This window comes from Desulfothermobacter acidiphilus (genome assembly GCF_052073645.1).
GTDB classification, from domain to species: domain Bacteria; phylum Bacillota; class Desulfotomaculia; order Desulfotomaculales; family Ammonificaceae; genus Desulfothermobacter; species Desulfothermobacter acidiphilus.
This window is the reverse complement of sequence record NZ_CM125440.1, coordinates 884,327-906,966: the sequence shown is the minus strand read 5'-3', so window position 1 is coordinate 906,966 and position 22,640 is coordinate 884,327. Positions and strand designations below refer to the sequence as shown.

General features: G+C 59.3%; 18 protein-coding genes. 16 read left to right on the top strand and 2 right to left on the bottom strand.

Annotation, left to right across the window (positions count from 1 at the left end; translation table 11 throughout):
- The first annotated feature begins 33 nt into the window (after window positions 1–33).
- From ACTLLP_RS04610 to ACTLLP_RS04595, 4 genes are read left to right on the top strand one after another with little or no spacing between them, the layout of a single operon-like run.
- Entirely contained in the window at window positions 34–741 is a 708-nt protein-coding gene (locus ACTLLP_RS04610; protein WP_441061282.1) for a metal ABC transporter ATP-binding protein, read from the top strand.
- Between the two features lie 12 nt (window positions 742–753).
- Window positions 754–1,827 (top strand): methyltransferase, encoded by a 1,074-nt coding sequence (locus ACTLLP_RS04605; RefSeq protein WP_441061279.1) that lies wholly within the window; start codon window positions 754–756, stop codon window positions 1,825–1,827.
- Entirely contained in the window at window positions 1,828–2,703 is an 876-nt protein-coding gene (locus tag ACTLLP_RS04600; RefSeq protein WP_441061276.1) for a metal ABC transporter permease, read from the top strand.
- A complete protein-coding gene (locus ACTLLP_RS04595) occupies window positions 2,675–3,274 on the top strand; it encodes a class I SAM-dependent methyltransferase (RefSeq protein ID WP_441061273.1) in 600 nt (199 codons plus the stop codon). The genes ACTLLP_RS04600 and ACTLLP_RS04595 overlap by 29 nt, the downstream gene beginning before the upstream one ends.
- Here ACTLLP_RS04595 and cobN read toward each other — a convergent pair.
- Together cobN and ACTLLP_RS04585 are read right to left on the bottom strand one after the other, a co-directional pair.
- Complete coding sequence (cobN, locus tag ACTLLP_RS04590) at window positions 3,271–6,993, bottom strand: cobaltochelatase subunit CobN (protein ID WP_441061271.1); 3,723 nt, start codon at window positions 6,991–6,993, stop codon at window positions 3,271–3,273. The two genes, ACTLLP_RS04595 and cobN, sit on opposite strands and share 4 nt — an antisense overlap.
- A gap of 71 nt (window positions 6,994–7,064) precedes the next feature.
- Window positions 7,065–7,664, bottom strand: coding sequence for a hypothetical protein (locus ACTLLP_RS04585; protein WP_441061268.1), 600 nt, complete (start codon window positions 7,662–7,664; stop codon window positions 7,065–7,067).
- A 717-nt stretch (window positions 7,665–8,381) separates the two neighbouring features.
- Here ACTLLP_RS04585 and ACTLLP_RS04580 point away from each other — a divergent pair.
- The 12 genes from ACTLLP_RS04580 (at window position 8,382) to ACTLLP_RS04525 (ending at window position 22,537) form a co-directional block, all read left to right on the top strand.
- Window positions 8,382–8,672 (top strand): sugar phosphate nucleotidyltransferase, encoded by a 291-nt coding sequence (locus ACTLLP_RS04580; protein WP_441061265.1) that lies wholly within the window; start codon window positions 8,382–8,384, stop codon window positions 8,670–8,672.
- Between the two features lie 32 nt (window positions 8,673–8,704).
- On the top strand, window positions 8,705–11,803 hold the full coding sequence (locus tag ACTLLP_RS04575) for a sugar phosphate nucleotidyltransferase (RefSeq protein WP_441061263.1): 3,099 nt from the start codon (window positions 8,705–8,707) through the stop codon (window positions 11,801–11,803).
- A 12-nt stretch (window positions 11,804–11,815) separates the two neighbouring features.
- A complete protein-coding gene (locus ACTLLP_RS04570) occupies window positions 11,816–13,723 on the top strand; it encodes a glycosyltransferase (protein WP_441061261.1) in 1,908 nt (635 codons plus the stop codon).
- On the top strand, window positions 13,674–15,104 hold the full coding sequence (locus ACTLLP_RS04565; protein ID WP_441061258.1) for a glycosyltransferase family protein: 1,431 nt from the start codon (window positions 13,674–13,676) through the stop codon (window positions 15,102–15,104). Before ACTLLP_RS04570 ends, ACTLLP_RS04565 begins: the two co-directional genes overlap by 50 nt.
- Before the next feature lie 406 nt (window positions 15,105–15,510).
- Complete coding sequence (locus tag ACTLLP_RS04560) at window positions 15,511–15,849, top strand: Fic family protein (protein ID WP_441061256.1); 339 nt, start codon at window positions 15,511–15,513, stop codon at window positions 15,847–15,849.
- A 605-nt stretch (window positions 15,850–16,454) separates the two neighbouring features.
- Entirely contained in the window at window positions 16,455–16,937 is a 483-nt protein-coding gene (locus tag ACTLLP_RS04555) for a hypothetical protein (RefSeq protein ID WP_441061253.1), read from the top strand.
- A gap of 99 nt (window positions 16,938–17,036) precedes the next feature.
- Window positions 17,037–18,464, top strand: a complete 1,428-nt coding sequence (locus tag ACTLLP_RS04550) for an ISLre2 family transposase (protein WP_441061639.1) — start codon at window positions 17,037–17,039, stop codon at window positions 18,462–18,464.
- A gap of 138 nt (window positions 18,465–18,602) precedes the next feature.
- Entirely contained in the window at window positions 18,603–19,175 is a 573-nt protein-coding gene (locus ACTLLP_RS04545) for an IS607 family transposase (RefSeq protein WP_441061169.1), read from the top strand.
- The gene (locus ACTLLP_RS04540; RefSeq protein ID WP_441058453.1) at window positions 19,162–20,385 is read left to right on the top strand and encodes an RNA-guided endonuclease InsQ/TnpB family protein; all 1,224 of its coding nucleotides are present in this window, start codon (window positions 19,162–19,164) and stop codon (window positions 20,383–20,385) included. Before ACTLLP_RS04545 ends, ACTLLP_RS04540 begins: the two co-directional genes overlap by 14 nt.
- A 135-nt stretch (window positions 20,386–20,520) precedes the next feature.
- Window positions 20,521–21,027, top strand: coding sequence for a metallophosphoesterase (locus ACTLLP_RS04535; protein ID WP_441061250.1), 507 nt, complete (start codon window positions 20,521–20,523; stop codon window positions 21,025–21,027).
- Window positions 21,028–21,077: 50 nt separating this feature from the next.
- Window positions 21,078–21,551 (top strand): 2-thiouracil desulfurase family protein, encoded by a 474-nt coding sequence (locus ACTLLP_RS04530; protein ID WP_441061247.1) that lies wholly within the window; start codon window positions 21,078–21,080, stop codon window positions 21,549–21,551.
- Window positions 21,548–22,537, top strand: a complete 990-nt coding sequence (locus ACTLLP_RS04525) for a tRNA 4-thiouridine(8) synthase ThiI (RefSeq protein ID WP_441061244.1) — start codon at window positions 21,548–21,550, stop codon at window positions 22,535–22,537. The genes ACTLLP_RS04530 and ACTLLP_RS04525 overlap by 4 nt, the downstream gene beginning before the upstream one ends.
- The last annotated feature ends 103 nt before the right edge of the window (window positions 22,538–22,640 follow it).

The following is a 22,640-nucleotide window of genomic DNA, read 5'->3' as shown; positions in this document are numbered from 1 at the left end:
GGAAGGGATATTTCCGGCGAGATCGTCATCGAGGTGAAGGAAGCGGTCGTCTCCTACCGCGAGGATGTGGCCTTGAAGGGGGCTTCCTTCGCGGCCCGCCGGGGGGAGCTGGTGGGAATCGTGGGTCCCAACGGGGCGGGCAAGACCACCCTGCTTACTTTGATCAACGGCCTGGCCAGGATCTTGCACGGTGAGGTGGAGGTGCTGGGCCACCGGGTGGAGAAGCGCTTTCCCTCCTGGCTCAGACGGCGCATCGGCTACGTGCCCCAGATCCAGAACATCGACCCCCGGATGCCTATCAGCGCCCGGGAGGTGGTAATGATCGGCCGCTACGGCAAGCTGGGCCTGCTGCGCCGGCCGGGAAGGCGGGACTGGCGGGTGGTGGACCACATGCTGGAGCTGGTGGGGATGACACCCTTGGCTTCCCGCCCCATTGGTCATCTCTCCGGGGGCGAGCAGCAGCGCGTGGCTATTGCCCGGGCGCTGGCCCAGGAGCCGGAAATTTTGCTTCTGGACGAGCCCACCACCGCCCTTGACCGCCGGGCGCGGGAAAGCCTCGTCGAGCTTATCCGCCAGATCCACCAAGCTTACCGGCTGACCACCCTGGTGGTGACCCACGAGATCGAAGTGGCCAAGAAGCTCTGCGACCGGGTGGTGCTGATGCGGGAGGGGCGCGTGTGGGGCGAAGGCCCCCCGGAGGAGACGCTGCGGGAAGAGGTTCTAGATCAGCTTTTTGCCTGAAGGGGAGGAAATATGGAGGATAAGCCTAAGTTTTGGCCGGAGCTCCCGCCGGTGCCGGTGGCCCCTCTCTACCGGTTCCTGTACCGGAGCTCGGTCGGCTACAAAAGCTTCTGCGCCCTGAAGGCGGCCCTGGAACTCAAACTTTTCGATCACTTAATCAGTCCTCGGAGGGCGGAGGAGGTGGCGCGGGCGGCCGGGCTTGACCCGGTGATCACGGCCAATCTCTGCCGCTACCTGGCCGAACTCGGCCTGCTGGAGCAAGAAGGCGAGCTTTACCACGCAGGAGCGCTGGGCGAGCTTTATCTGCGCTCCGACGCGCCCCGGTTGCAAAAAAGGGTCTTGCAGACCCTGGAGAGAACCTTCAGGCTCTGGGAGGGGCTGGCGGAGAGGGCGCGTGAAGGGCCGCTGCCGGTGACGGAGGAGGCCTTTTTTGGCGAGGATCACATTCACGCCTTGGCGGCCGAGGCTTTGTGCGGAGAGCTGCAGCGCACCGTGCGGGTGGTGGCGGAGTTCCCGGATTTCTGGCAGGCAAAAAAGCTTCTAGACCTGGGAGGAGGGCACGGGCTTTGCGCCGTGGCCTTCGCCAAGCTCCGCCCGGAGCTCGAGGTCTGCGTTTTCGATCTGCCAGCCGTGCTTATCCACACTGCCCGCTACGCTTCTGATCACGGGGTGAAGCTCGAGTTCATTGGAGGCGACTTCTGGCAGGACGAGTTGGGGAAGGGGTACGATATCGTCTTTTTCGCCTACAATCCTGGGGGAAAAAAGCCGGAGCTCCTTCCCAAAATACACGCCAGCCTTAACCCCGGGGGTTTGTTCGTGAGCAAGCACTGCTTTTATGCCCGAGCAGAGGCTTCCAAAAGCGCGCTTCTGGATCTGGAGTGGAGTCTCACCGCTTTGGCCCGGGTTAAGAAGGCCGGGCGGGTTTACAGCTTCACCAGTGATCTCAGCTATGAGGACTATCTGGAGCGGCTGGGGGAGCTCTTCGCGGTGGAGAAGATAATGGAGGCCGAGGCTTTCGCCGGGCCGCCGCTGGGGAAAATTGGCGATGCGCTGGATTCCAGGATCATCGTGGCGCGCAAAAAGTAGGTGGGGGAGGGATTTTCTCTGGACTTCTCCATATTGGGCTGCCGCTTTATGCAGTACGCTCTCCTGGCCGGGTTGCTGGGAGGAATAGCCTGCTCCTTAATCGGGGTGTTTGTGGTCACCATGAGCCTTTCCTTCATCGGGGTGGCCATCGCCCACGCCGCCTTTGCCGGGGCGCTCTGCGGTGCTCTGCTGGGCTTTAACCCGCAGCTGGGTTCCTTGCTCTTCAGCCTGGCAGCAGCGGCGGTCATCGGGCCCCTGGCCGACCGGGGCGAGTTCAACCCCGACACCCCCATAGGCATCGTCTTTTCCGCCACCATGGGCCTGGCCTTCCTTTTCATGGGCCTGCTCCCCGGGCCCAAGACCCAGGCCCTGGAGCTCCTGTGGGGCAGCATCCTCACGGTGACCACTTCCGGTGTCGTTTTGCTGGCGGGCGTGGCCGTCCTCATCCTGCTTCCGGTGCTGCTTTTTTTCAAGGAAATCCAGGCGGTGATCTTCCACCGGGAGATCGCCTTGGCCGTGGGCATCCCCGCCAATATCATTTTCTACGGCTTGCTCTTCTTGACCGGGACGGCCATCACCGCCTCCCTGCCCAGTATCGGTGGCCTTCTGGTTTACAATCTCATTCTCAACCCGGCCGCGGCCGCCTATCAGCTCACCTATAACCTCAAGCGCATGTTCTTCCTGGCCGGGCTTTTCGGAGTCGTCTCCTGCTGGGCGGGGCTGGCCCTTTCTTATCTTTTTAACCTTCCCAGCGGGGCCACCATCGTGCTGGTCTCGGTGGCTATTTTCATCCTCTGCAGTCTTTTTTCACCCAAACGCAAGGTCAAACAGTGGAGGAGGGAGTTCCGTGGACGAGGCGACCAGGCAATACTTTGAAGAGAAGGCCGAAGGCTGGGATGAGAAGATCCGGCCGGAAACCAGGGAGCGGCTGGCTCAAATAATCAAGGAGCTCGGGATTAAGCCCGGCAGCCGGGTGCTGGATGTGGGCTGCGGCACGGGAATCCTGATCCCTCTCCTGCTGGAGGCAGTGGGGCCGGAGGGAAAGGTGGTGGCTTTCGACCTGGCCGAGAAAATGCTGGCCATCGCGAAGGCCAAGTACGGGGAAGAAGGGGTGGAGTACGTGCAGGGGGACATAGCCTGCGCTCCCTTTCCGGACGGAACCTTTGACGAGGTCATCTGCAACTCCTGCTTCCCCCACTTCGAAGACCAGGCCCGGGCGGTGCGGGAGATCTTCCGGATTTTGAAGCCGGGCGGCCGGGCGGTGGTCTGCCACACCATGAGCCGGGAGGCGATCAACGAACTTCACCGCTCCCTGGGAGGGGTGGTGCAGGATCATCTCCTGCCCGAAGAAGAGGAGATGCGCCGCCTCTTTCGCGAGGCCGGTTTCGTGGAGGTTGAGCTCGTCAACCGGCCCGACCGGTACCTGGTCACGGCCCGCAAGCCCTAGGACCTCTCTTCCAGCAGCCCCTCCACCTCCAGGTAGAGGTTCTTGAGCTTTTCCTCCAGCTCCGGCGCTGGCCGCCAGAGCCCTCGGCTTATGGCTTCCAGAAGTTTGGCCAGGATGTTATGCAGCGCCCAGGGATTGACCTCTTTCATCCACCCGGCCACCTCCGGATCGAGGACGTACTTTTCGGCCAGCCCCTCGTACATCCAGTCCTCGATCGCCTGGGCAGTGGCACTCCAGCCGAAGATGTAGTCCACCATGCGGGAGAGATCCCCCGCTCCCTTGAACCCGTGCTCCTGCATTCCCCTGATGTACTTGGGGTTGAGCACCCGGGCCCGGAAAAGCCTCCTGCTTTCCTCCAGCAGAGTGCGGACCTTCACCTTGAGGGGGTCGGAGGAGTCGCCCACGAAGCTCATGGGGTTGGCCCCCAGGGAGCGGGCGGCGGCGATCATCCCCCCGTGATAGGCGTAGAAGCAGTCGTCGTCGAAGATGTCGATTTCCCGGCTGTCCTCGTTTTTGATGGTGGCCTCGAGCCGGGCCAGGCGCCGGGCGAAGGCTTCTTTAGCCTCCCTAGCGTAAAAGCGGCGCCCGTAAGCGTACCCTCCCCAGGTAAGGTAAACTTGAGCTAAGTCTTGAGCGTCCTTCCAGTTGCTCTCGTCGATCACGTGGTTTACCCCGGCCCCGTAGGCGCCCGGCGGATCGGAGAAGATGCGGAAAAGGGCCTCCTCCCGCGCTTCCTCTTCCTTCACACCCCGGGCTAAGGCGGAGCTCACCTCGGCCAAGAAGTGCCGGCGCAGCAGGTTGTCTCCCTCTTCCTGCTCGGCCACCCGGCGCACGGCGTCGTCCAGCAGATGGATGATATTAAGGAAGGTGTCGCGGAAGAGGCCGGAGACGCGCAGGGTGACGTCGAGGCGCGGCCGCCTCAGTTCCTCCCGGGGGATGAGTTCCAGCCCCCTTACCCGGCCGGTGGCCTCCTCCCACACCGGCCTTACCCCCATAAGGTATAGCGCCTGGGCGATGTTCTCCCCGCCGGTACGCATCTCGCTGGTGGCCCAGATGACCATGCCCACGTTCTCCGGGTAAGCGCCGCGCTCGGCCAGGTAGCGGGCCAGGAAGAGATCGGCCAGCTGCTTGCCCACCTCCCAGGCCGCGCGGGTGGGCAGAGCCTGGGGATCGACCGAGTAGAAGTTTCTCCCCGTGGGAAGGACGTCGAGCCGCCCCCGGGTGGGAGCTCCCGAAGGCCCCGGCGGGACGTAGCGGCCGGAAAGGCCGGCGAGGCAAGCTTCGATTTCCTCCCGCACTCCCTCCAGACGGGGCCAAACTTCCCGCGCCACGAACTCCAGTACCCGGACGAGCTGCTCCTCTTCCCGGCCCAGCACCTGCGCCACGATCCCAGGGCAGGCGGCGGGGTCGAAGCCGGCCTGCACCAGCAACCGCAAGCATTCCTCCGTCTTCTCCTCCACCCGGTCGAGCAGGGCGGCAGCAGTGGTCCGGAGCTCCGGGTACCAGCGGCTGGGGTTATCCTCCAGCTCCCGGTAGGAAAAGCCCAGCGCCTCGGCCACCGCCTCCCGTAAGGCGGGGAGCTCCCCGTGGGGCAGGCGGCACAGAGCGCCCAGGAAGTGCACCAGCTTATCCCCTTCCGGCGGCTGCCCCAGGATGTGCAGCCCCTCCCTGATCAGGGAATCTCCCACCTCGTGCAGGTAAGCGTGCAGGCGCTCCAGGAAGGAATCGAAGTCTTGCTCGTCTTCCCCGGTGACTTCCAGATCGCGGTCCAGGTGGCTTTCCTTCACTTTGGCCCAGATGGCCTCCTTTATTCTGGGGAGCCGGGGCGGGTCGAGGTGCAGGGCTTCCTGGTATTCCCGGCAGAGGGTCTCCAGCGCCTCCAGGTGCTCGTATTTGCCGGCGGAGGTCATGGCCGGCACCAGGTGGTCCACGATGCAGGCCCAGGAGCGGCGCTTGGCCTGCGTCCCCTCCCCGGGGTCGTTCACGATGTAGGGGTAGACGTTGGGAAGTCGGTCCAGCGCCAGGTCCGGGTAGCAGGAGGCGGAGAGGCCGCTTCCCTTGCCGGGCAGCCACTCCAGCGTGCCGTGCTTGCCCAGGTGCAAGACCACGTGGGCCCCGAAGTCCTCTTCCAGCCAGCGGTAGAAGGCCAGATACTGGTAGGGGGGAGGGAGGTCGGGGTCGTGGTAGGCGGCTTCCAGCTGGGTTTCAAAGCCCCGGGGAGGCTGCAGTCCCACGAAGATGTGGCCGAAAAAGCGCCCCGGTATCAGGGTCTCTTGGTTCCAAGTCATGACCTTTCCCGGCGGGCTTCCCCAGCTGGCGGCGAGTTCTTTTCGCACAGAAGGGGAGAGGGGAGCGAGCCAGTTCTCCAGGCGCGCCAGGGGCACGCGGGCGGCGGCCCGCTCTCTCCTGGTTTCCGGCGGGGACCAGTTGGCGTCGTTGGTCAACCCTTCCAGGAGGCTCCGGAAAAGGCTGGAGGCGTCGGGAGGGAGGTTTTCCACCCGGTAGCCGGCCTCCTTCAGGCGGCAGAGGAGACGGTAGAGGCTTTCCGGGGTGTCGAGCCCGAAGGCGCAGCCGATCCGGTCGTTGCGCGGCGGGTAGTTGTGCAGGATCACCGCCACCTTGCGCTCGGCCGGGGGAGTGCGCCGGAGCCGAACCCAGTTGCAGGCCAGCGCTGCCACCTTGTCCACCCGCTCCGGATCGGGTTTGTAGAGCACCAGCGTCCCCCCGGTCACCGGGTCCCGCTCCAGCTCCTCCCGGAAGGCCACAGGCACGGTGATCAGCTGCCCGTCGAACTCCGGCAAAGCCATGCTCATAATAACGTCCAGAGGTTCCAGCCCTTGAGAGCTCGCCGCCCAACGCTCTCTGGGGGTGATGGCGGCTATGGCCTTGATCACCGGCACCCCCAGCCGGAGGTAAAAGTTCTCCGGCGCCGGGCGGGCAAAAGTGGGGGTGGGCTGGGTCTGGGAGAACATGAGGGCCGAGATGACGGCGTCCACCGCCGGCCGGCCCCCACGGTAATGCAGATTTTCCACCACCCAGGCGATGCCCCGGCTGCCTAGAGCGGCGTTGGCCGAGGCGTAAAGAAAAACGGGCAAGACCTCTGCCCCTCTCTTCTCCAGCGCCTTCACCAGGGCGTCGACGAATTCCAGATTACCGGCCACCCACCAACTCTGGTAAAAGAGCAGGGCGACAAGGGGCTTCTCCAGGCTCACCTTTTCCCAAAAGGCCTCCGGCTCAAGGCAAGAACCGTGGCGCGGATGGTAAATCCCCTCCCAGGGCAGGGGCCGGGGCGGAGGCGGTAAAGCGGAGCCGAGCCCCGCTTTCCAGCAGCACCACTCGAGTAAAGCCTTGAAGTTCTCCTTCCCGCCGTAGCTCACGTAGCGGCGGACGAGATCGTATTCCTCTCCCCCGATGGTGCTGATCCGTCTCAAGCTTTCGTCCTCCTCGGCGGCGGTGGGCTGGACGTGCAGGGGCAGGCCCTTCTGGTGGGCGAGCTCCACCACCGCCTTGAAGTGGGGCATGGACTCCGGCCCGCCCATCAGGTGAAAAAAGATGAAGTGGCTTCCCGCCGCTTCCTCCAGGAGCTCCTTTTCCCCTTTGAGCTGCAGGTCGCGCCGGGTGTAGGCCCGGACCCGTATCCTTTCCCCGAGTTCCCGCGCCGCCAGGCTCAAAGCCTTGACATCTCCCTCGATCGCCGTGCAGAAAAGCAGCCGCAGCACCTTTTTATCCCCTCCGGCAAAGGTCTTGGGCTTTTAAATTCCTTGACTACCGGCCCAACTCCTTCCGCTCTTTAAAACAGACGGCGCCGGAAAACAAGGTAGCCAGCCACTCCCGCAGCGACCAGCCAGGAGCAAGCGAGACACCCGGCGGCGAGGAAAGAAGAAGGGGCGAGCTCCGGCCCCAGCGCCTGAGCCAGGAGCACCGGCCCCGCCACGGGGCCCAAGAGACGGGCGGCGAAGGGGGAGGTGCCGGCGAGAGCGACCAGGAAGGTGTTCAGCAATATGGTCCACACGGTGGCCATTCCCGGTTGCTTGAGCGCCAGGGAGAGGAAGAATAGGGAGATCATGAACCACCAGTTAGTCACCAAGACTCCTACAAAAACCCAGGCAAGAACCGGCAGGCCAGGGCCAGAAATGAACCGATCACCCACGATAAGATACGGGGGCAAATTTTTACTGATGGAGGAGGGAGATAGGCCCAGGGCAACTACCGCCGCTAAGGCAAAGGCTAAGAGGCAGTACAGCCAACCGGCCAGAAGCCAGGCGGCGATCTTTCCTGTCCAGTAACCAAGCCGGTGGGGCATACGGATGAGAATCACGCGCTCCCAGGGGATGGCGAGAAGCGAGAAGGGCTCTCCCATGGCCACCAAAAAAGCCGCGGGGAGACTCACCCATCCCAGGACTCCGTACACGGAGGGATGAAGAGGTGGGCCCATAAAGACTTCAGCTACAAGTCGCTATTAGACTGGAAAACCCCGTAAAAACAGGCTTTCCGGGGCCGCGTGGGGCTCAGATTGGAGTTGTTACGGGGTACGCGGAGTGCTTGGGAATCAAGGATTATACGCCGGGTGTAAGGGGTGCAGATTGACAAGAGATTGACACCTTTTTTCAGGAAGAGTTGGTAAATAACAGGAAAAGCCCCACTTCCTTGGAGGTGGAGCCTTCCGCTTTTTAAGGCCGGGAAGCTACACCAGGTTGGGGTAGAAGGAGGGCCACTTTTCCGGGTGGGCCAACCCGCTCCCCTTCTCTCCTCCGGCATGCCGGACTCACGGACCATGTCCCTTGTGGTCGATATTCTCCAGAGGCTAGGGATGCTAGAGGGGGAGTCGAAATGAGGGCAAAGGAGCAGGTATGGAGATGTGTCGTCTACACTTTGGAAAGGGGCTCAGGAAGCGCTCTCCATGCAATCTTGTAAAGTTTCCCCGAAAGTATCTCGAGGAAAAACCTAAAAAGGATTTTTACGCGGGAGCCGAATTCTCTTACAAGCAGAATAGGGTGCAGAGCTGTGTATCGAGAAAGGTTAAGAAATGTTGAGCCTCGGCAGGAAAAAAGAAACGGATGGTGAAAACAAATAGCTATAGACCAGAAGCCAGCGCGGGAGGAAGAAAGTGAAGGTTCTGATCCTGGCGGGAGGAAAGGGAGCCAGGCTCTGGCCTTTAAGCCGCGAGCTCGTGCCCAAGCAGTTCATCCGGCTTTTCGATAACCGCTCCCTTTTCCAGCACGCCGTTCTGCGGGCGCTCAAGCTCTCAAGCCCTGAAGAGATCTTTGTCGTCACCAACCGCAAGTACCGCTTCCGGGTGCTGGACGACCTGGCCGAATTGGGGGTCAGCCTGCCGGAAGAAAACCTTCTCCTGGAGCCGGAGGGGAAGAACACCCTCCCGGCCATATGCTGGGGATGAGGGAGATACAGAGGAGGTGGAGGGAGGCTACCGTGGCAGTGCTGCCTTCCGACCACCTCCTCCGTTATGATGAAAGCCTGCTTAAGTCCTTCCGGGCGGCGGAGGAGCTGGCTTCGGGCTATCTGGTGACCTTTGGCGTAAAGCCCATCCAGCCCCACACCGGATACGGCTACATAAAACCGGGGGAGGGCCTCGGGCTGGGTTTTAAAGTGGAGGAGTTTAAAGAGAAGCCCGATGCCGCCAGGGCAGCGGAATACGTGGCTCAGGGGTACTACTGGAACAGCGGCATGTTCGTCTTCCACACCGAGCTCTTTTTTAAAGAAGTCGAGCTTCTGGCTCCGGAAGTATGGCAAGTTTTTGCCTCTTCCTCCGGTGTCGAGGAGGCCTATGCCAAAGCGCCGGAAATCTCGGTTGAGTACGCGATCGTGGAGAAATCAGGCCGGGTAGCGGTAGTTCCGCTGGAGACCTACTGGAACGACCTGGGTAGCTTCGACGCCGTTTACGAGGCCCTGCCCAAATGTGAAGAGGGGAACGCGGTGCTAACCCAGGGCGTCGCCGCCACTTGCCTCCTGCACGACGCCCGGGGGAATCTAGTGATCTCTGAGCGGTTGACGGCCCTGGTGGGGGTAGAAGACTTGGCTATTATTGATACCGGCGACGCCTTGCTTGTGGCTCCCCGCCCCAGGGCGCAAGAGGTCAAGAAGGTTTATGCGGAACTCGCCCGCCGGAAGGACAAACGGGCGGTGGTGCACCGCACCGCCTACCGTCCCTGGGGGAGCTACACGGTGCTCGAGGAAGGGGAGAGGTACAAGGTAAAGAGGCTCACCGTGCTGCCGGGGAAAAGACTCAGCCTGCAGCGCCACTACCACCGGAGCGAGCACTGGGTGGTGGTGCGGGGGACGGCCCGCATAACCGTGGAGGGGGAGGAGAAGCTTTTGCGCCCGGGGGAAAGCGTCTTCGTCCCGGCGGGTTTAAGTCACCGCCTGGAGAACCCGGGCAAGGTGGTTCTGGAGCTCATCGAAACCCAGATAGGGAGTATCTGGGCGAGGACGACATCGAACGCCTGGAAGACGACTTCGGGAGAGCCGCCGATTAACCTGAGGGGCATAAAAGCGTTAGGGGGTGACATGTTGTCGGTTTCGGAGAAGGGAAAAACACTCGCAAAGGCAGGGATTTTCACAGGAACATTCTTCCTTGCTGTTTTCTGTTTTGCAGTGCTGCTCAGTCCAGCCTTCCCGGAGAAAGCTTCCGGGCAGACCAAAGAGAGCGTACAAGTTTTCAGCTTAACACGTTTGGGGTACCCGCACGACATTCAACTGGGAGGAAGTGATCCTTCCTTTGTCTTCTATGTCCCGGTAACTCCTGGCATGGATTTTGGCAAAAGTGCCATCAACCTGCACCTGACCTTCTCGCCGGTTTTAGACCCTAACTCTTCGATTAAAGTTTTTGTCGCCGACAGTCCGGTTTATACTGCCCTGCTGGGAGATCTGCGTGATGCCGGGCGGGAGGTATTTGTGAAGGTGCCGCTTGCTGGAATCACGCCTCCACCGGTACCCGGTGTGCTTAAAATCGAGGTCCACATGCACATTTTTATAACCGATAATATCTGCCGGGATCTCGCCACCGGCAACCTGTGGGTGGTGCTACATAACGACACCAGTGTTACCCTCGCGGGTGTTGCGCAACAGCCCAGGAACATTGCAGACTTTTTAAGTGGCTCTTTTGACCGCGTGTACCTCGTGATACCAAGGGCAATCTCGGCGGAAACGGCCACCTGCTATCTAAAGACCTATGCTTTTTTGCGACGGTTCTTCCGCGACAAGGGTGTGGCGGTGAAGGTGGTACCTTTCGGGGAGACACCTACCGCTGGACCTGCGATTGTGATCGAGGACTCCGGTAACAGTCTATACCTGGACGAGAAGGGAGTGCTTCACCTGGGACCGGGGGCGGCGGATGCCTTCATCTCATCTTATAGGAGCCTCCTCTTAGGGAAGGAAATAGGGATAGGTGTGGCAAGGGCTTCTGAGGCGGAGAAGACACCGGTCAAAATCTCTTTTGAGAACCTCGGCTACAGCCCGGTCATTGTGCGGGGGATTGGTGACCTCAAAGCCACTTATACTTTTACCTTGTCCGATATAGGTGGTCGGCCTGCTAACATGCGGCTGGTACTCTTCGGACGATATACTCCCTTAGCCAGCGACAAGGATAGGCTGTACTTGAAAGTTTACCTCAACGGGTTCCTACTTAAGGCACTCCCCTTAGGTAGGGAGGGGGAGATAAACGGCCTCAGCGTCCCCATTCCGGATTACGCACTCGGGCAGGAGAATACTTTAGAGTTGGTCTACTCCTATTACCCGGAGGTAGGCAATTGTGTAAGGGGGACTATGCCTTTCGAGGGGCTCTTTTGCAACCGCTCCTATCTTGAGGTGAGCGGCCACCGGAGAGATGAATACCTCTCCTTCTCTAGTATACCGGGTAGTTTTATAGGCAGTGCGTACGTAGTGCTTCCGGAGCAGGACGTGACGCCCTACCTTCTGGCTGCCGGGGATATGCTCGCTGCCGTGAGGCAGATGGACCGCGTTCCTATTCAGGTACAGGTCGCATTTGCTTCGACCGGCCGGGACATAGAGGGCGCTCTCAAAAAGGTCGAAAAGGGGTGGGTACTGTTTGCCCTCCCGCCGGATCTAATGAAGGAGTTCCATCCTCCGGTAGACGCTAGTGGGGGTAAGATTGTCATCTACAACCCGCTGACACAGGAGCGGGTTTTTGAGGCGGCGGCCGACGAGCCTTTTGGTATCGCGCAGGTTTTCTATGTGTTTGGTAAAATCCCTGCCGTTGCCCTTAGTTTTCACGGGCAAGGTACTTCTGAAATGCAAGCTCTTGCTCGCCAGCTGGTCAATCCGGACAACCTGAGGCGGTTGCGCGGGAACGTGGCGTTTTGCCGCAACGATCAGCTGGTGGGATTCGACGTAGGAAAAAAGATGCGGGCCCGGGTTGAGGGAGAGGGGAAAGATCTGTGGTATTATTACCACCGGTACCGGGTTCCTATCTTTGTGGGCTTGCTGGTTGTTCTAAGCGTGCTGGCTTATCTTGTTTACATTCGTCTGGCTCGCTACCCCGCCAGGCATTAAGGGGTGTTTGGCTTGTCCGGTGAGCACCAACTCCTGGGTAGGTTGCTCCTCGAGCGTGGCCTTATTACACCCGAGCAGCTTGAGCACGCCCTTGCACTCCAAAGGAAGTCAGGGGGCCTGCTGGGACAAATTCTGGTAGCCCAGGGCTACGTTAACAACCTGCAGCTTTACGAGGTTCTGGCTGAGCAGCTGAATATTCCCTACATTGGCAGGGGACTTCAGGAGTTGGCTGCTGCGGCCGATTGGGATTTGGCACGGCGTTTCCAGCCAGAGGTACTGCTCAAGTACTTCTTTTTCCCCTTGCGCAGGGAAGGGGAAAAGGTAATCGTCCTGACCAGTGACCCGCGCTGCCTGCATGTGGACCGTCTTGTAGGGGATAAAACGGGGGTGGCGAAGATCGAGAAATTGCTGGCCAGTGAGCGGGATATTTCCTGGCTGGTCGAGCAGTGTTTTAAGGAAGAGATACTGGGGGAGGCGGTGACCGGTCTTTTCTATCGGACTCCCGAGGAGTCAGCAATGAGGGTTTTTGTCCCCTGGCAGGTACTTGCCGGATATGTGATCGCCGTTGCATACCTTTACTGGCTGACCAGGGAGCCCATCGGGGCACTGGCTTTCCTTGTCGGTGGCTTAAACGTTTTCTTCCTGGCCTCCATTGTGTTCAAGTTCGTACTGAGCCTGGTCGGCGCCAAGTTCGAGATGGAGGGTGCGGTAACAGAGGACGAGGTGCGTGCCCTTGACGAGAAGGGCCTGCCGGTCTATACAGTACTGGTTCCGGTTTTCAAGGAGCCGGAGGTGGTGAGGACCCTAGTAGAAGGGCTGAAGCGCCTTGACTACCCGCAGGACAGGCTGGATGTGATTTTTCTTTTCGAGGAGGAAGATAAAGAAACCTTGCGGGCAGCTAAAGAGGCCCGCCCGCCAGCCAACTGGCGCTTCATTGTGGTGCCCAAGAGTTTCCCCCAGACCAAGCCCAAGGCGTGCAATTTCGGGTTGGCCTTGGCCCGTGGAGAATACCTGACAATCTACGATGCCGAGGATATTCCTGAGCCGGATCAACTCAAAAAGGCGGTTGTGGCCTTTCGCAAGTACCCGGACAAGTACATCTGCTTCCAAGCGGCGCTGAATTTCTACAACCGGGACGAGAACTTCCTTACCAAGATGTTCACTCTGGAATACTCGTACTGGTTTGATTACTTGCTACCCGGGCTTGACCGGTTGAACCTGCCTATACCCCTCGGCGGCACTTCCAATCACTTCCGCACAGAAAAACTCCGGGAACTTGGCGGCTGGGATCCCTTCAACATGACGGAGGACGCCGACCTGGGAATTCGCGCTTACAGGCGGGGGTACAGAGTGGGAGTGTTAAATTCCACTACCTACGAAGAGGCAAACAGCCGGGTCCGGAACTGGATCAGACAGCGCTCGCGCTGGCAGAAAGGCTACCTACAGACCTTTCTCGTTCACAACCGGCACCCGTTCACCTTTATACGAAAGGTGGGCTTTAGGGGCTGGCTGACGCTACAGGTTTTTATCGGCGGGAGCGTTGCTACCAGTGCCGTGTCTCCTTTCTTTTGGCTGATGTTCATCTACTGGCTGGTGACCAGAAGCGTGGCAATTGAGCCGCTTTTCCCGGGACCGCTTCTCTATATAAGCTTGTTTAACCTGCTGGTGGGGAACTTTTTGGCCATCTATCTCAACATGCTGGCCGTTTTCAAGCGCGGGTACTACCACCTTACCCCTTACGCCTTGGCCAATCCGGCCTACTGGGTCCTCCATGCCGTTGCAGCGTGGAAAGCAATAGGGCAACTTTTCACCAGGCCCTTCTACTGGGAGAAAACGGTCCACGGGCTTACCAGAGAGGAGGGACTGCCGGTTGGCGAGAAAGTTTTTCCTGGCAGCACTGCTGTTTCTGCTGACATTTAGCCTTTATACCGGCGTCGGTTTGCTGGCGGACCGAGCGGGATTTTTCTCGCTGGAAAACTTTTTTTATGCAGAGAAAGTCCTGCTGGCCCTTAAAGGCAGTCCGCCGCGGCTGGAAAACATCGGCCTTGTTTACCCTCCCTTCCCCTTTCTCCTGAACCTCCTGTTTGGAGGCCCTATTGCCGCCGCAGGTGTTTCGGGTGCAGCTGTGGTTACCCTTCTGGGGATGCGCTTGGCAGGCAAGCATGTAAATCTGGGGACAAAGGTGAGCATCTTTGCCTTTTTGCTTCTGTATCCTCCCGCTTTGTTTCTCTTCAGTCAGAAACCTGGTACCGCAGTATTCTATGCTCTATTTGTGGCGAGCAGCTACTTTTTACTACGTTATTTGGAGACCGGGTACACATATAACATCTTTGCCTTCGGGTTGGCTTACGGGCTCTGCTTCTTGGCAGCCTACGAAAGCATTGTTCTTCTTCCTTATTACCTGGTGCTGATGGTTTACTTCGTGCGCTTGAAGGACCCCAAGAAGTTCTTTTCCCTTCTCCTGGTGTCTTTCCTGCCGTTGTTTTTCTCCGTGGGGGCTTGGGTTTATCTGAACTGGATATTTACAGGGGACGGGTGGTACTTCCTGCACAGCCCCTACTCTTACTTTCAGGCCACGCAAGAAGTTGCTCTCGAGTCGTTGAGTGTGTCCAAGAGCATAGTTGCTTCACTTGTTTACACAATAGTGCAGTCGTTTCCACTAGTCGGGTTTTACTACCTTATGCTGCCGTTTCTAGAGAAAAAGGCGAGAGCAGTTTTCCTTAGTCCTTATTTTCTCATTTACATTGCACCCTTCTTGTTACTCACGGTCGAAGGGTACGTTGGGCTCCTGGTTCCCTCCACATACAAGTATTCCTTGCTGGGGCTTTCAGCTGCCCTTTTCATCGACAGAGTTCAGCGACAGAGAATATTAAAATTACTACCCTGCATTATACTGGCATCCCTGGCCTGGAGCTGGTTTGTAATTCAGAGCAGTCCTACCGCTGAAGAAGAGGTTTTTGGAAAGTTCCTGTTAGGGAAAGAATTTGTTTCCCCTATTGAAGAGTATCGCGAGGCTGCCGCCGTGCTGAGAGGGGTGGACGGTAAAATACTCCTGGACGATGGCCAGCTGTATCCCTTGGTGGTCTTGGACGGCAAACCATCCCGTTTCATTCTTCCTTACAACTATGAGTTCGATGCTGCCGTTGCCAACCCCCGTCTCTTCGTGCGATGCGTGGTCGTCTGGCGCAATCAGTACAAGGATCAGGTTGCTGCTGCATGGCCGCAGGTTTTGCAAGGCAGGCTACCGGGGTTCTATCTCAAGTGGAGCGGGAAAAGTATCCTGATATTTGAACGCTGGTAATGCCAGCAGTATAGCGGTCGCCTTTCCTTCCCTGGAACCGGAGGCGGAGTTTTGCTTCGCCTTCGCCTGAAGTTGACCTGCCTGCCAATTTCCAGTACATCAAACTTAGGCAGAAGGAAAACCCTACCTTTCCGTTTTTATTAAAGCCATTTTAAAGGAGGAGGTGGTGGGGTATGCGGCTTTCTTTTGGCTTGTACATGAAACGCAGACTAACAGAGGTGACAGCACGTGGCTTTTGTCTGGTAGACTAGCGGAAGTTGCCAACCATCGGGGCTGTGTTCAGGAATCTGGAGAGGGCGCCCCGCACGGTGCTGCTGGAGGATCTCGTCGTGGGCGGGAAAAAACGCTGCGGGAGCATCTGGAGGTCGGGAGCCACTGAAATGCCGTAGAGTAGCTGGAAGAGGCGGTGCGGGAGGAGCTCCCGCTCTCCAAGGAGCTGGTCCGGGAACTCAACCGGCTGGTCCTGAAGTCCACCCTGCCGAAAGGGGCGGGGAGGTACCGGAAGGGCGGGGTGCGAATTGCGGGTAGCCACCACGTGCTCCCGCTGGCCTGGGACGTGCCCGCCCTGGTGCGGGAGATGGTGGAAGAGTACAACACGCGGAGGGTGAAAGACCACCCGGTCGCGCTGGCGGCGTGGCTCCACTGGCGGCTGGCCTTCGTACACTCCTTTGCCGACAGCAACGGCTGCACGGCGCGGCTCTTGATGAACTTCTCCCTGATGTCCGACAGCTACCCCCGGCGGTGATCAGGAAGGAAGACCGGGAGCGGTACCTGGACGCCCTGGAGGGGGCCTCCGTGGAGGGAGACTTGGGGCCGTTCACCGTTCCTCCCACGCTAGGCAAAACCAGACAAGGCTCCGGTTTTAGCCTGAGTGGTGCAGGTTCATTGCTCCCTTCTTTGCCAGGAAGTGGCTCCAGGAGCTCCCCGGGAACGGAACGGTTGACCCCCGCCGGACGACCATATAGGACGCCGGCTTCTAACAAGAAGTTTAAAGACTGCTGCTCTGCCAGTCAACTACCAGAAAAGAGGCTCCGGCGCTCTGTCCTCTGTCCACGAAAGCCTAGCAAATTGATTAGCTGCTAACAACCCTGCTGGTGGCGGAGAGGGTGCGGGAAGGCCTTTGCCTGCACCTCGAGGTGGCGGGAGAGGAGCTACCGGAGCAGTTCCGGCACCCGGCAAGCCGGGGGCCGAAAGGGGCGCTCCTCTGATTTCTGCCCCGCCTTGGCGGCCCGGCACAGGCCCACCGGGCCTTCCTTTTGGGCAGGGATCCCGCGCGGGCCCGGGCACTGCTGCAGAGTTGTAGCGAATTTTTGATATCATATTTCGAGAAGAAAGAAAGCGAAGAGATGCATGGTAGGTGGTCGGTATGGAGCTTTTGGGGACGGAGCGGGAAGAGTGGGCACGCCTGCTTGTCCGGGAGAGGGAAGCGGAGAGGGAAAGGCGCCTCCGTGCAATGCGCGAAAAAGCTTCGGAGGCGGCGGCATCGCTGAAGCGAAAGTACGGGGTGGAAGTCTACCTCTTTGGTTCGGTGGCCCGGGGGACAGTCCGCCCCAGTCGGACATAGACCTCCTGGTCTGCGGTAGGCACCCGGAACACCGGAAGCGGGCCATCGAGGGGGAAGTAGAGGACATCGTCTCCCCCTTTCCCGCGCAGGTGCTCTTTGAGGACGAACTGAGCCCCGGCTTCCTCCAGGAGGTAAGGGAGGGGGGTGAAGCTGGCGTGATGCGGGCAAGGGACCTTTTCTTCCTTGAGAGGAAGGTGGGAGAAGAACTGGCCCAGCTCCGGCGGCTTTGCGAGAGCCTGCAGGAAGAAGAGAGCGTACAATTTCAGTAGGTGACGGAGGAGGTTCATGAAGGAGGAGACCTCGCCCCTCACAGACAACTTTCATGGACTGAAAGAAGGAGCGAGGAGGAGCGAGGTCCGATGCAAACCATTTCAAATATTCAACCTCTGGTGGACCAGATCCTTCTTTTTGGAGAAAAAATCAGCGAATTGATCACCGGTTGCCGCGACTTTTACCAACTCGAGAAGGAAGTGCAGAGGCGGTCTTTAGAAATGTCCCTCGGAATTTTCGCCTGGGTTCTGCAAGAGATAGACACCCACCTCATGAACGCGAGGGACAAGCGAGTTTGGGAAGTAGTGGGGTTCAGGGAAAGGACCTTAGTCACCAGCTTTGGAGAACTCAAAGTAAAGAGGCGGCTTTACCGGAACAAGCAAACGGGGGAAGCCAAGTTTCTTCTTGACCAGGCCTTGGGCTGGTCGGAGAGATCCCGGTGCACACCGCGCTTGAAAGAGATGGCGGTGAAGCTAGGGGTGGACATGCCCTTCAGGCGAGCGGCAGAAATTCTAGGCTATCTTGTTCCGGGGATCAGCCCCATGGCGGTGTGGCAGGCCGTGCAGGAAGCAGGAGAAGCGCTCAGGCAGGAAGGAGAGTCCAGGAGAGAAGCCGTTTTTGAGAAGGGAGAGACACCCGGAGGTAAAGAGAAGACCTCCAGGCTTTACATAGAGGCCGACGGGATGGTGATAAGACTCCAGAGGAGCGAAGAGAAAAGGAAAGAGGTAAGACTCTTTGTGGCTTACACGGGCAAAGAGGAAGTTGGAGGTGGACGGAAGGCTTTAAAGGACAAGCTGGTAATGAGCGGTGTAGGCGAAGGGGAGAGGATGTGGGAGGAAGTTTACTCTGGGGTAGCGAGCCGGTGGGACATGGGCCAGGTGAAGGAAATATACCTTGGGAGCGACGGGGCGGAGTGGGCCAAGCAGGGGGTAGATTACTTCCCCGGGGCAGTGCACGTTTTGGATCCTTACCATTTGAACCGGCGGCTCGTAGAGGCATTTTGGCACGACGAGGAGACTTACAACGAAGCCAAGCAGGCCATAGCTTCGAGGGAGTGGGAGAGGGTGGAAGAGGTTCTGAACAAAGCAGTGAGGGGAGTTCGGGGAGTCAGGAAGAAGAGGATAGAGGGGCTTTGGCGCTATTTGAAAGAGAACTGGTCTGGGATAATTACTTCTCCTGGTACTGAGCGGTTGGGGACCATAGAGGGGCAAGTGTGGCACGGGGCAGGGTGGCGGATGAAGAGGATAGGAGCGAGCTGGACGGAGGCAGGAGCAGACAGGATGGCGCGGGTTTTGTCGGCGCGGTCCAACGGGGAGCTAGAGAAGTACACTTCTCGGTGGGAGTTAAGGCTGGCCGGGCAGGAGCATCTGGCCCAGGCGGTGCAGGTGGAGGTGAAGCGGAAGGTAGAGGAAGCAGGGAGCTGGCTTAGAGCAGGGTTGCCGGCACTGAAAGGACCTTCTGCCGGGGCTCCGTGGGTGAAGTATGTGCTGCGGGAGTTGAGCCGGCCTAGCTTTGAGCTAGCTTGAGCCTGGTCGAGGCGGGATTGAGGCGGCGTGGTCTCAAATTCCAGGAAATTTCCTCTCCGAGTTCACCTACTAACTCTTGACGCACACGCAGCTAAAGATACGATTGATATTCGTTCTCTTTTATGATAAAGTATGCCCATGAAACTCAGTGAATGGGCAAAAAAGCACGGGATCACCTACAAGACAGCGTGGCGCTGGGTCAAAGAAGGCAAAATGCCCGTGCCGTTTGAAATCACCCCTTCGGGGACGATCCTAGTTCACGAACCCGAAACCGTAAAAGAAGGTCTCGTTGCCATCTACGCCCGGGTGTCGTCTTCCGACCAGAAGGCCGATCTGGAAAGGCAGGTGGTAAGGCTCCTGGAGTTCGCGAACGCCAGAGGCTTTTCGGTCGGAAAGACGGTGAAGGAGATCGGGTCCGGTCTAAACGGCAGGCGGAAGGAACTCCTCAAACTGCTTTCCGACCCGAACGTGACGACGATCGTCGTGGAACACCAGGACCGGCTCACGCGCTTTGGCTTTGAATTTATCGAAGCCGCTCTTCGGGCGCAAGGACGCCGCATTCTGGTGGTCGAAGAAAGAGAAGTGGACGACGACCTGGTACACGACATGACCGAAGCGCTCACCTCCCTGGCCGCTCGTCTTTATGGCAAGCGTTCTGCGAGACGCCGGGCAAAAAAGGCGCTGGAGGTGCTTCAACGTGAAGATCCGTAGAGCCTACCGGTACGAACTCGATCCCAACACCGAGCAAAGGATTCTCCTTGCCAAGCACGCCGGGGCTGTCCGCTTTGCCTACAACTGGGGCCTTGCGCGGTGGAAGAAAATCTACGAGAACGAAGGCCGCAGTACGAACGCCGTCGAACTCCACCGCGAACTGAACCGTCTTAAGAAAACGGACTTCCCGTGGATGTACGAAGTCTCCAAGTGGGCGCCGCAGGAAGCGCTCCGAGACCTGGAGAAGGCCTTCAAAAACTTCTTCCGCGGCCTAAGGGCTGGGAGAAAAGTTGGCTATCCAAAGTTCCGCCGCAAACACGACCAGCGGGACAGTTTCAGGCTGGATAACAGTTCCGGCACGATTCGGCTCCTTCTGGACGGGAACGATAGGCGTTATCCCGGGAAAACGCGGCACATCGTGCTCCCCCGGATCGGAGCTGTGCGTTTAAAAGAGAAGCCCGTTCGCCAGAAGAAGAACGACCGCGTTCGCATGTATCTTCCCCAAGGGCGCATCTTTCACGCCACCGTAAGCCGCGAAGCCAATCGGTGGTTTGTGAGCCTCACGGTGGAAGAAGAGATCCCCGAACTCCTTCCACCGCAGGGATCAGTGGCAGGGATTGATATTGGTCTCGAAGCGTTCGCCACGATCGCGGACGGAGGGGGAGCGGTTCGGAAAGTTGGGGCACCTAAGCCGTTTTGGGAAGCGCTTCGTCGATTGAGAAGACTTCAGCGGCGTCTTTCCCGCCGGGGCGTGCGAGACAAGAACGGAAGGCTCATCGAGCGCACTAAGAACTACGAGAAGGTGCGCCTTGAAGTCGCCAAACTCCACCGCCGAGTCCGAAACATCCGGCTGGACTTCCTCCACAAACTCACGACCGAGCTCGTTCGGACGCATCCGGTGATCACGATCGAGGATTTGAATGTTGCGGGAATGCTAAAGAACAACCGCCTTGCCCGGCACATCGCCGATGTCGGCTGGGGCACCTTCCGGGTGCTTCTCGAAGCGAAAGCCAAGCTTTGGGGCGTGCGGCTTGTGAAGGTGAACCGTTTTGAACCGACCTCGAAGACGTGCTCCGTTTGCGGGCATGTTCTTTCCGAACTCCCGCTTTCCGTCCGGGCGTGGACGTGTCCGGTATGCGGCACTCGCCACGATCGGGACGAAAACGCGGCGAAGAACCTGCTCAAATTCGCCCTGGTAGCTGGCGTGTAAGCTGCCCTACCGCAAGTTCTGCGGGAAGTGACGCCTGTGGAGAGGAGCTCTGCGGCGGAACGGGAAACCGGTCTACGAGCACCTCCTCGTCGAAGCAGGAAGCAACCGGACAGTATCTCAACGGGATATTTGTCTATGAGTTGTAGAACGGTGTACGCCGTTCTGGGCAACCACGATCACTGCTTTGATCAGCGAGCGATAACCCGCTCCTTTGCCGCTGCTGGAGTAGAGCTCCTGGTTAACCGGAGCGTTTGCCTGCGAAGAGGTGGCCAGCGCCTGTGGATCATTGGTCTTGACGACCCACTGGTTGGCAACCCCGATCTACCCGGAGCCATGGCTTCCATTCCTCCCGAAGATTTTAAGATCCTTCTGGTGCATACTCCGGATTTTGCTCCTCAGGCGGCACGTGCGGGAATTCAGCTCCAGCTTTCCGGCCACAGCCACGGAGGGCAGATTAGACTGCCGGGAATCGGTGCCCTGTACCGCCCGCCCCTCGGGCGCGAATACCCCTCCGGCCTGCAGCAAGTGCCAGGAACAGAAACTCTGGTTTACACCAACTGCGGGCTAGGCACTACTGTGCTGCCGCTGCGCCTCTTCTGCCCGCCGGAGGTGACATTGCTAACCTTGCGCTCCCGGGCTTGAAAAGGGCGCTATACTGGTGTAAGAAGATCAGATACCCGGAGGGAGAAAATTTGCCGTTAGAGTTTATCGTCAGCGCCTGTCTGGCCGGCTTTCCCTGCGCCTACGATGGTCGGCCCCGGGAAAGGGCTTCCGTGCGGCGCCTGCTGGAGGAGGGGAGAGCCTTGGCCGCCTGCCCGGAGTGTTTGGGAGGCCTGGCCGTGCCCCGGGTGTCGGCGGAGATCTATGGTGGCCCAGGTTCCGCAGTGTGGCAAGGCAAAGCCAGGGTTCTTGACCGCGAGGGGAGAGATGTCACCGCCTACTTCTGCCGGGGAGCGGAGCTCTTCCTGGCCATTGCTCAAACTTTGGGGATAAAGAAGGCCATACTCAAGAGCAGAAGCCCTTCCTGCGGCTGCGGCTTTATCTGCGACGGAACTTTCTCCGGAAAACTGCGCCCGGGGGACGGGGTAGCGGCGGCGCTTCTGCGCGCTAGGGGCTTCGTCCTTTGGACCGAGCACGATTGGGAAAGCGGGGCGGGGGAGCTTTGAAGGCGCTGGCTCTCTTTTCCGGCGGGCTCGACAGCATCCTGGCGGTGAAACTCATCGAGCTTCAGGGCATAAAGGTGGTGGGAGTGGCCTTCACCTCTCCCTTTTTCGACGCCTCGCGGGCCGTAGAGATGGCCGAGAAGCTGGGTCTCTCTTTGAGGGTGGTGGACATAACGGAAGAGCTCATCCCGCTTGTGCTCAATCCCCGCCACGGCTACGGGAAGCACTTCAACCCCTGCATCGACTGCCACGCTCTCATGCTGCGCAAAGCGGGGGAGCTCATGAAAGAGGAGGGCGCTTCTTTCATCATCACGGGAGAGGTCCTGGGAGAAAGGCCCATGTCCCAGAACCGCCAGGCGCTGGAGATAGTGGCCCGGGAGGCAGGGCTGGAGGGATATGTGCTGCGCCCCCTTTCGGCTTTGCTTCTCCCTCCCACCATTCCGGAAAAAGAGGGGTGGGTCAAGCGGGAAAAACTTCTGGGCATTAAGGGGCGCTCGCGCAAGCCCCAGCTGGAGCTGGCCCGCCGGCTGGGGATAGAGGAGTTCCCTACACCGGCCGGGGGCTGCCTGCTCACCGATCCGGGCTACGCCCGGCGGATAAAGGAACTCTTGCGCCTGCGCTCTGCTCCTTCCCGGCAGGACTTCGAGCTTTTAAAGTACGGGCGCCACTTTTTCCTGCCCGGGGTCCAGATCGTGGTGGCCCGGAAGGAGGAGGAAAACGCCCGGCTGCTAGCCCTCCAGGAACCGGCCGATTTTCTCCTGCGCTTGAAAGATATTCCCGGGCCGCGCACCCTGGTGCGTGGGAACCCGGAGGAAAAAGATCTGCGCCTGGCCGCCGCCCTGACCATCAGGTACAGCAAAGCTCGAGAAAAGGAAAGGGCGCGCGTGGTGGCGGAGAGGAAAGAGCCCCCTTTCACCGGGGAGATAGAGCTTGGCCGGGCGGAGGTGGAGGAGCTCCTGGCCGAAGCCGGCGCGCCCCTGCCGAGCTAAAGCCTTCTACTAGAGGGTAAGAGCTCGGCAACGGCAGCGCAATTGGCTCCGAGGAAAATACTACTTTTGTGGTATTTACACCGGAGAGTAACTGGGCTATGCT

What these genes read in the sequence shown, in the direction of transcription:
- ACTLLP_RS04535 (WP_441061250.1), top strand. Translation starts at nt 20,521, where the DNA reads ATGAGTTGTAGAACGGTGTACGCCGTTCTGGGCAACCACGATCACTGC.
- ACTLLP_RS04605 (WP_441061279.1), top strand. Translation starts at nt 754, where the DNA reads ATGGAGGATAAGCCTAAGTTTTGGCCGGAGCTCCCGCCGGTGCCGGTG.
- ACTLLP_RS04555 (WP_441061253.1), top strand. Translation starts at nt 16,455, where the DNA reads ATGGTAGGTGGTCGGTATGGAGCTTTTGGGGACGGAGCGGGAAGAGTG.
- ACTLLP_RS04545 (WP_441061169.1), top strand. Translation starts at nt 18,603, where the DNA reads ATGAAACTCAGTGAATGGGCAAAAAAGCACGGGATCACCTACAAGACA.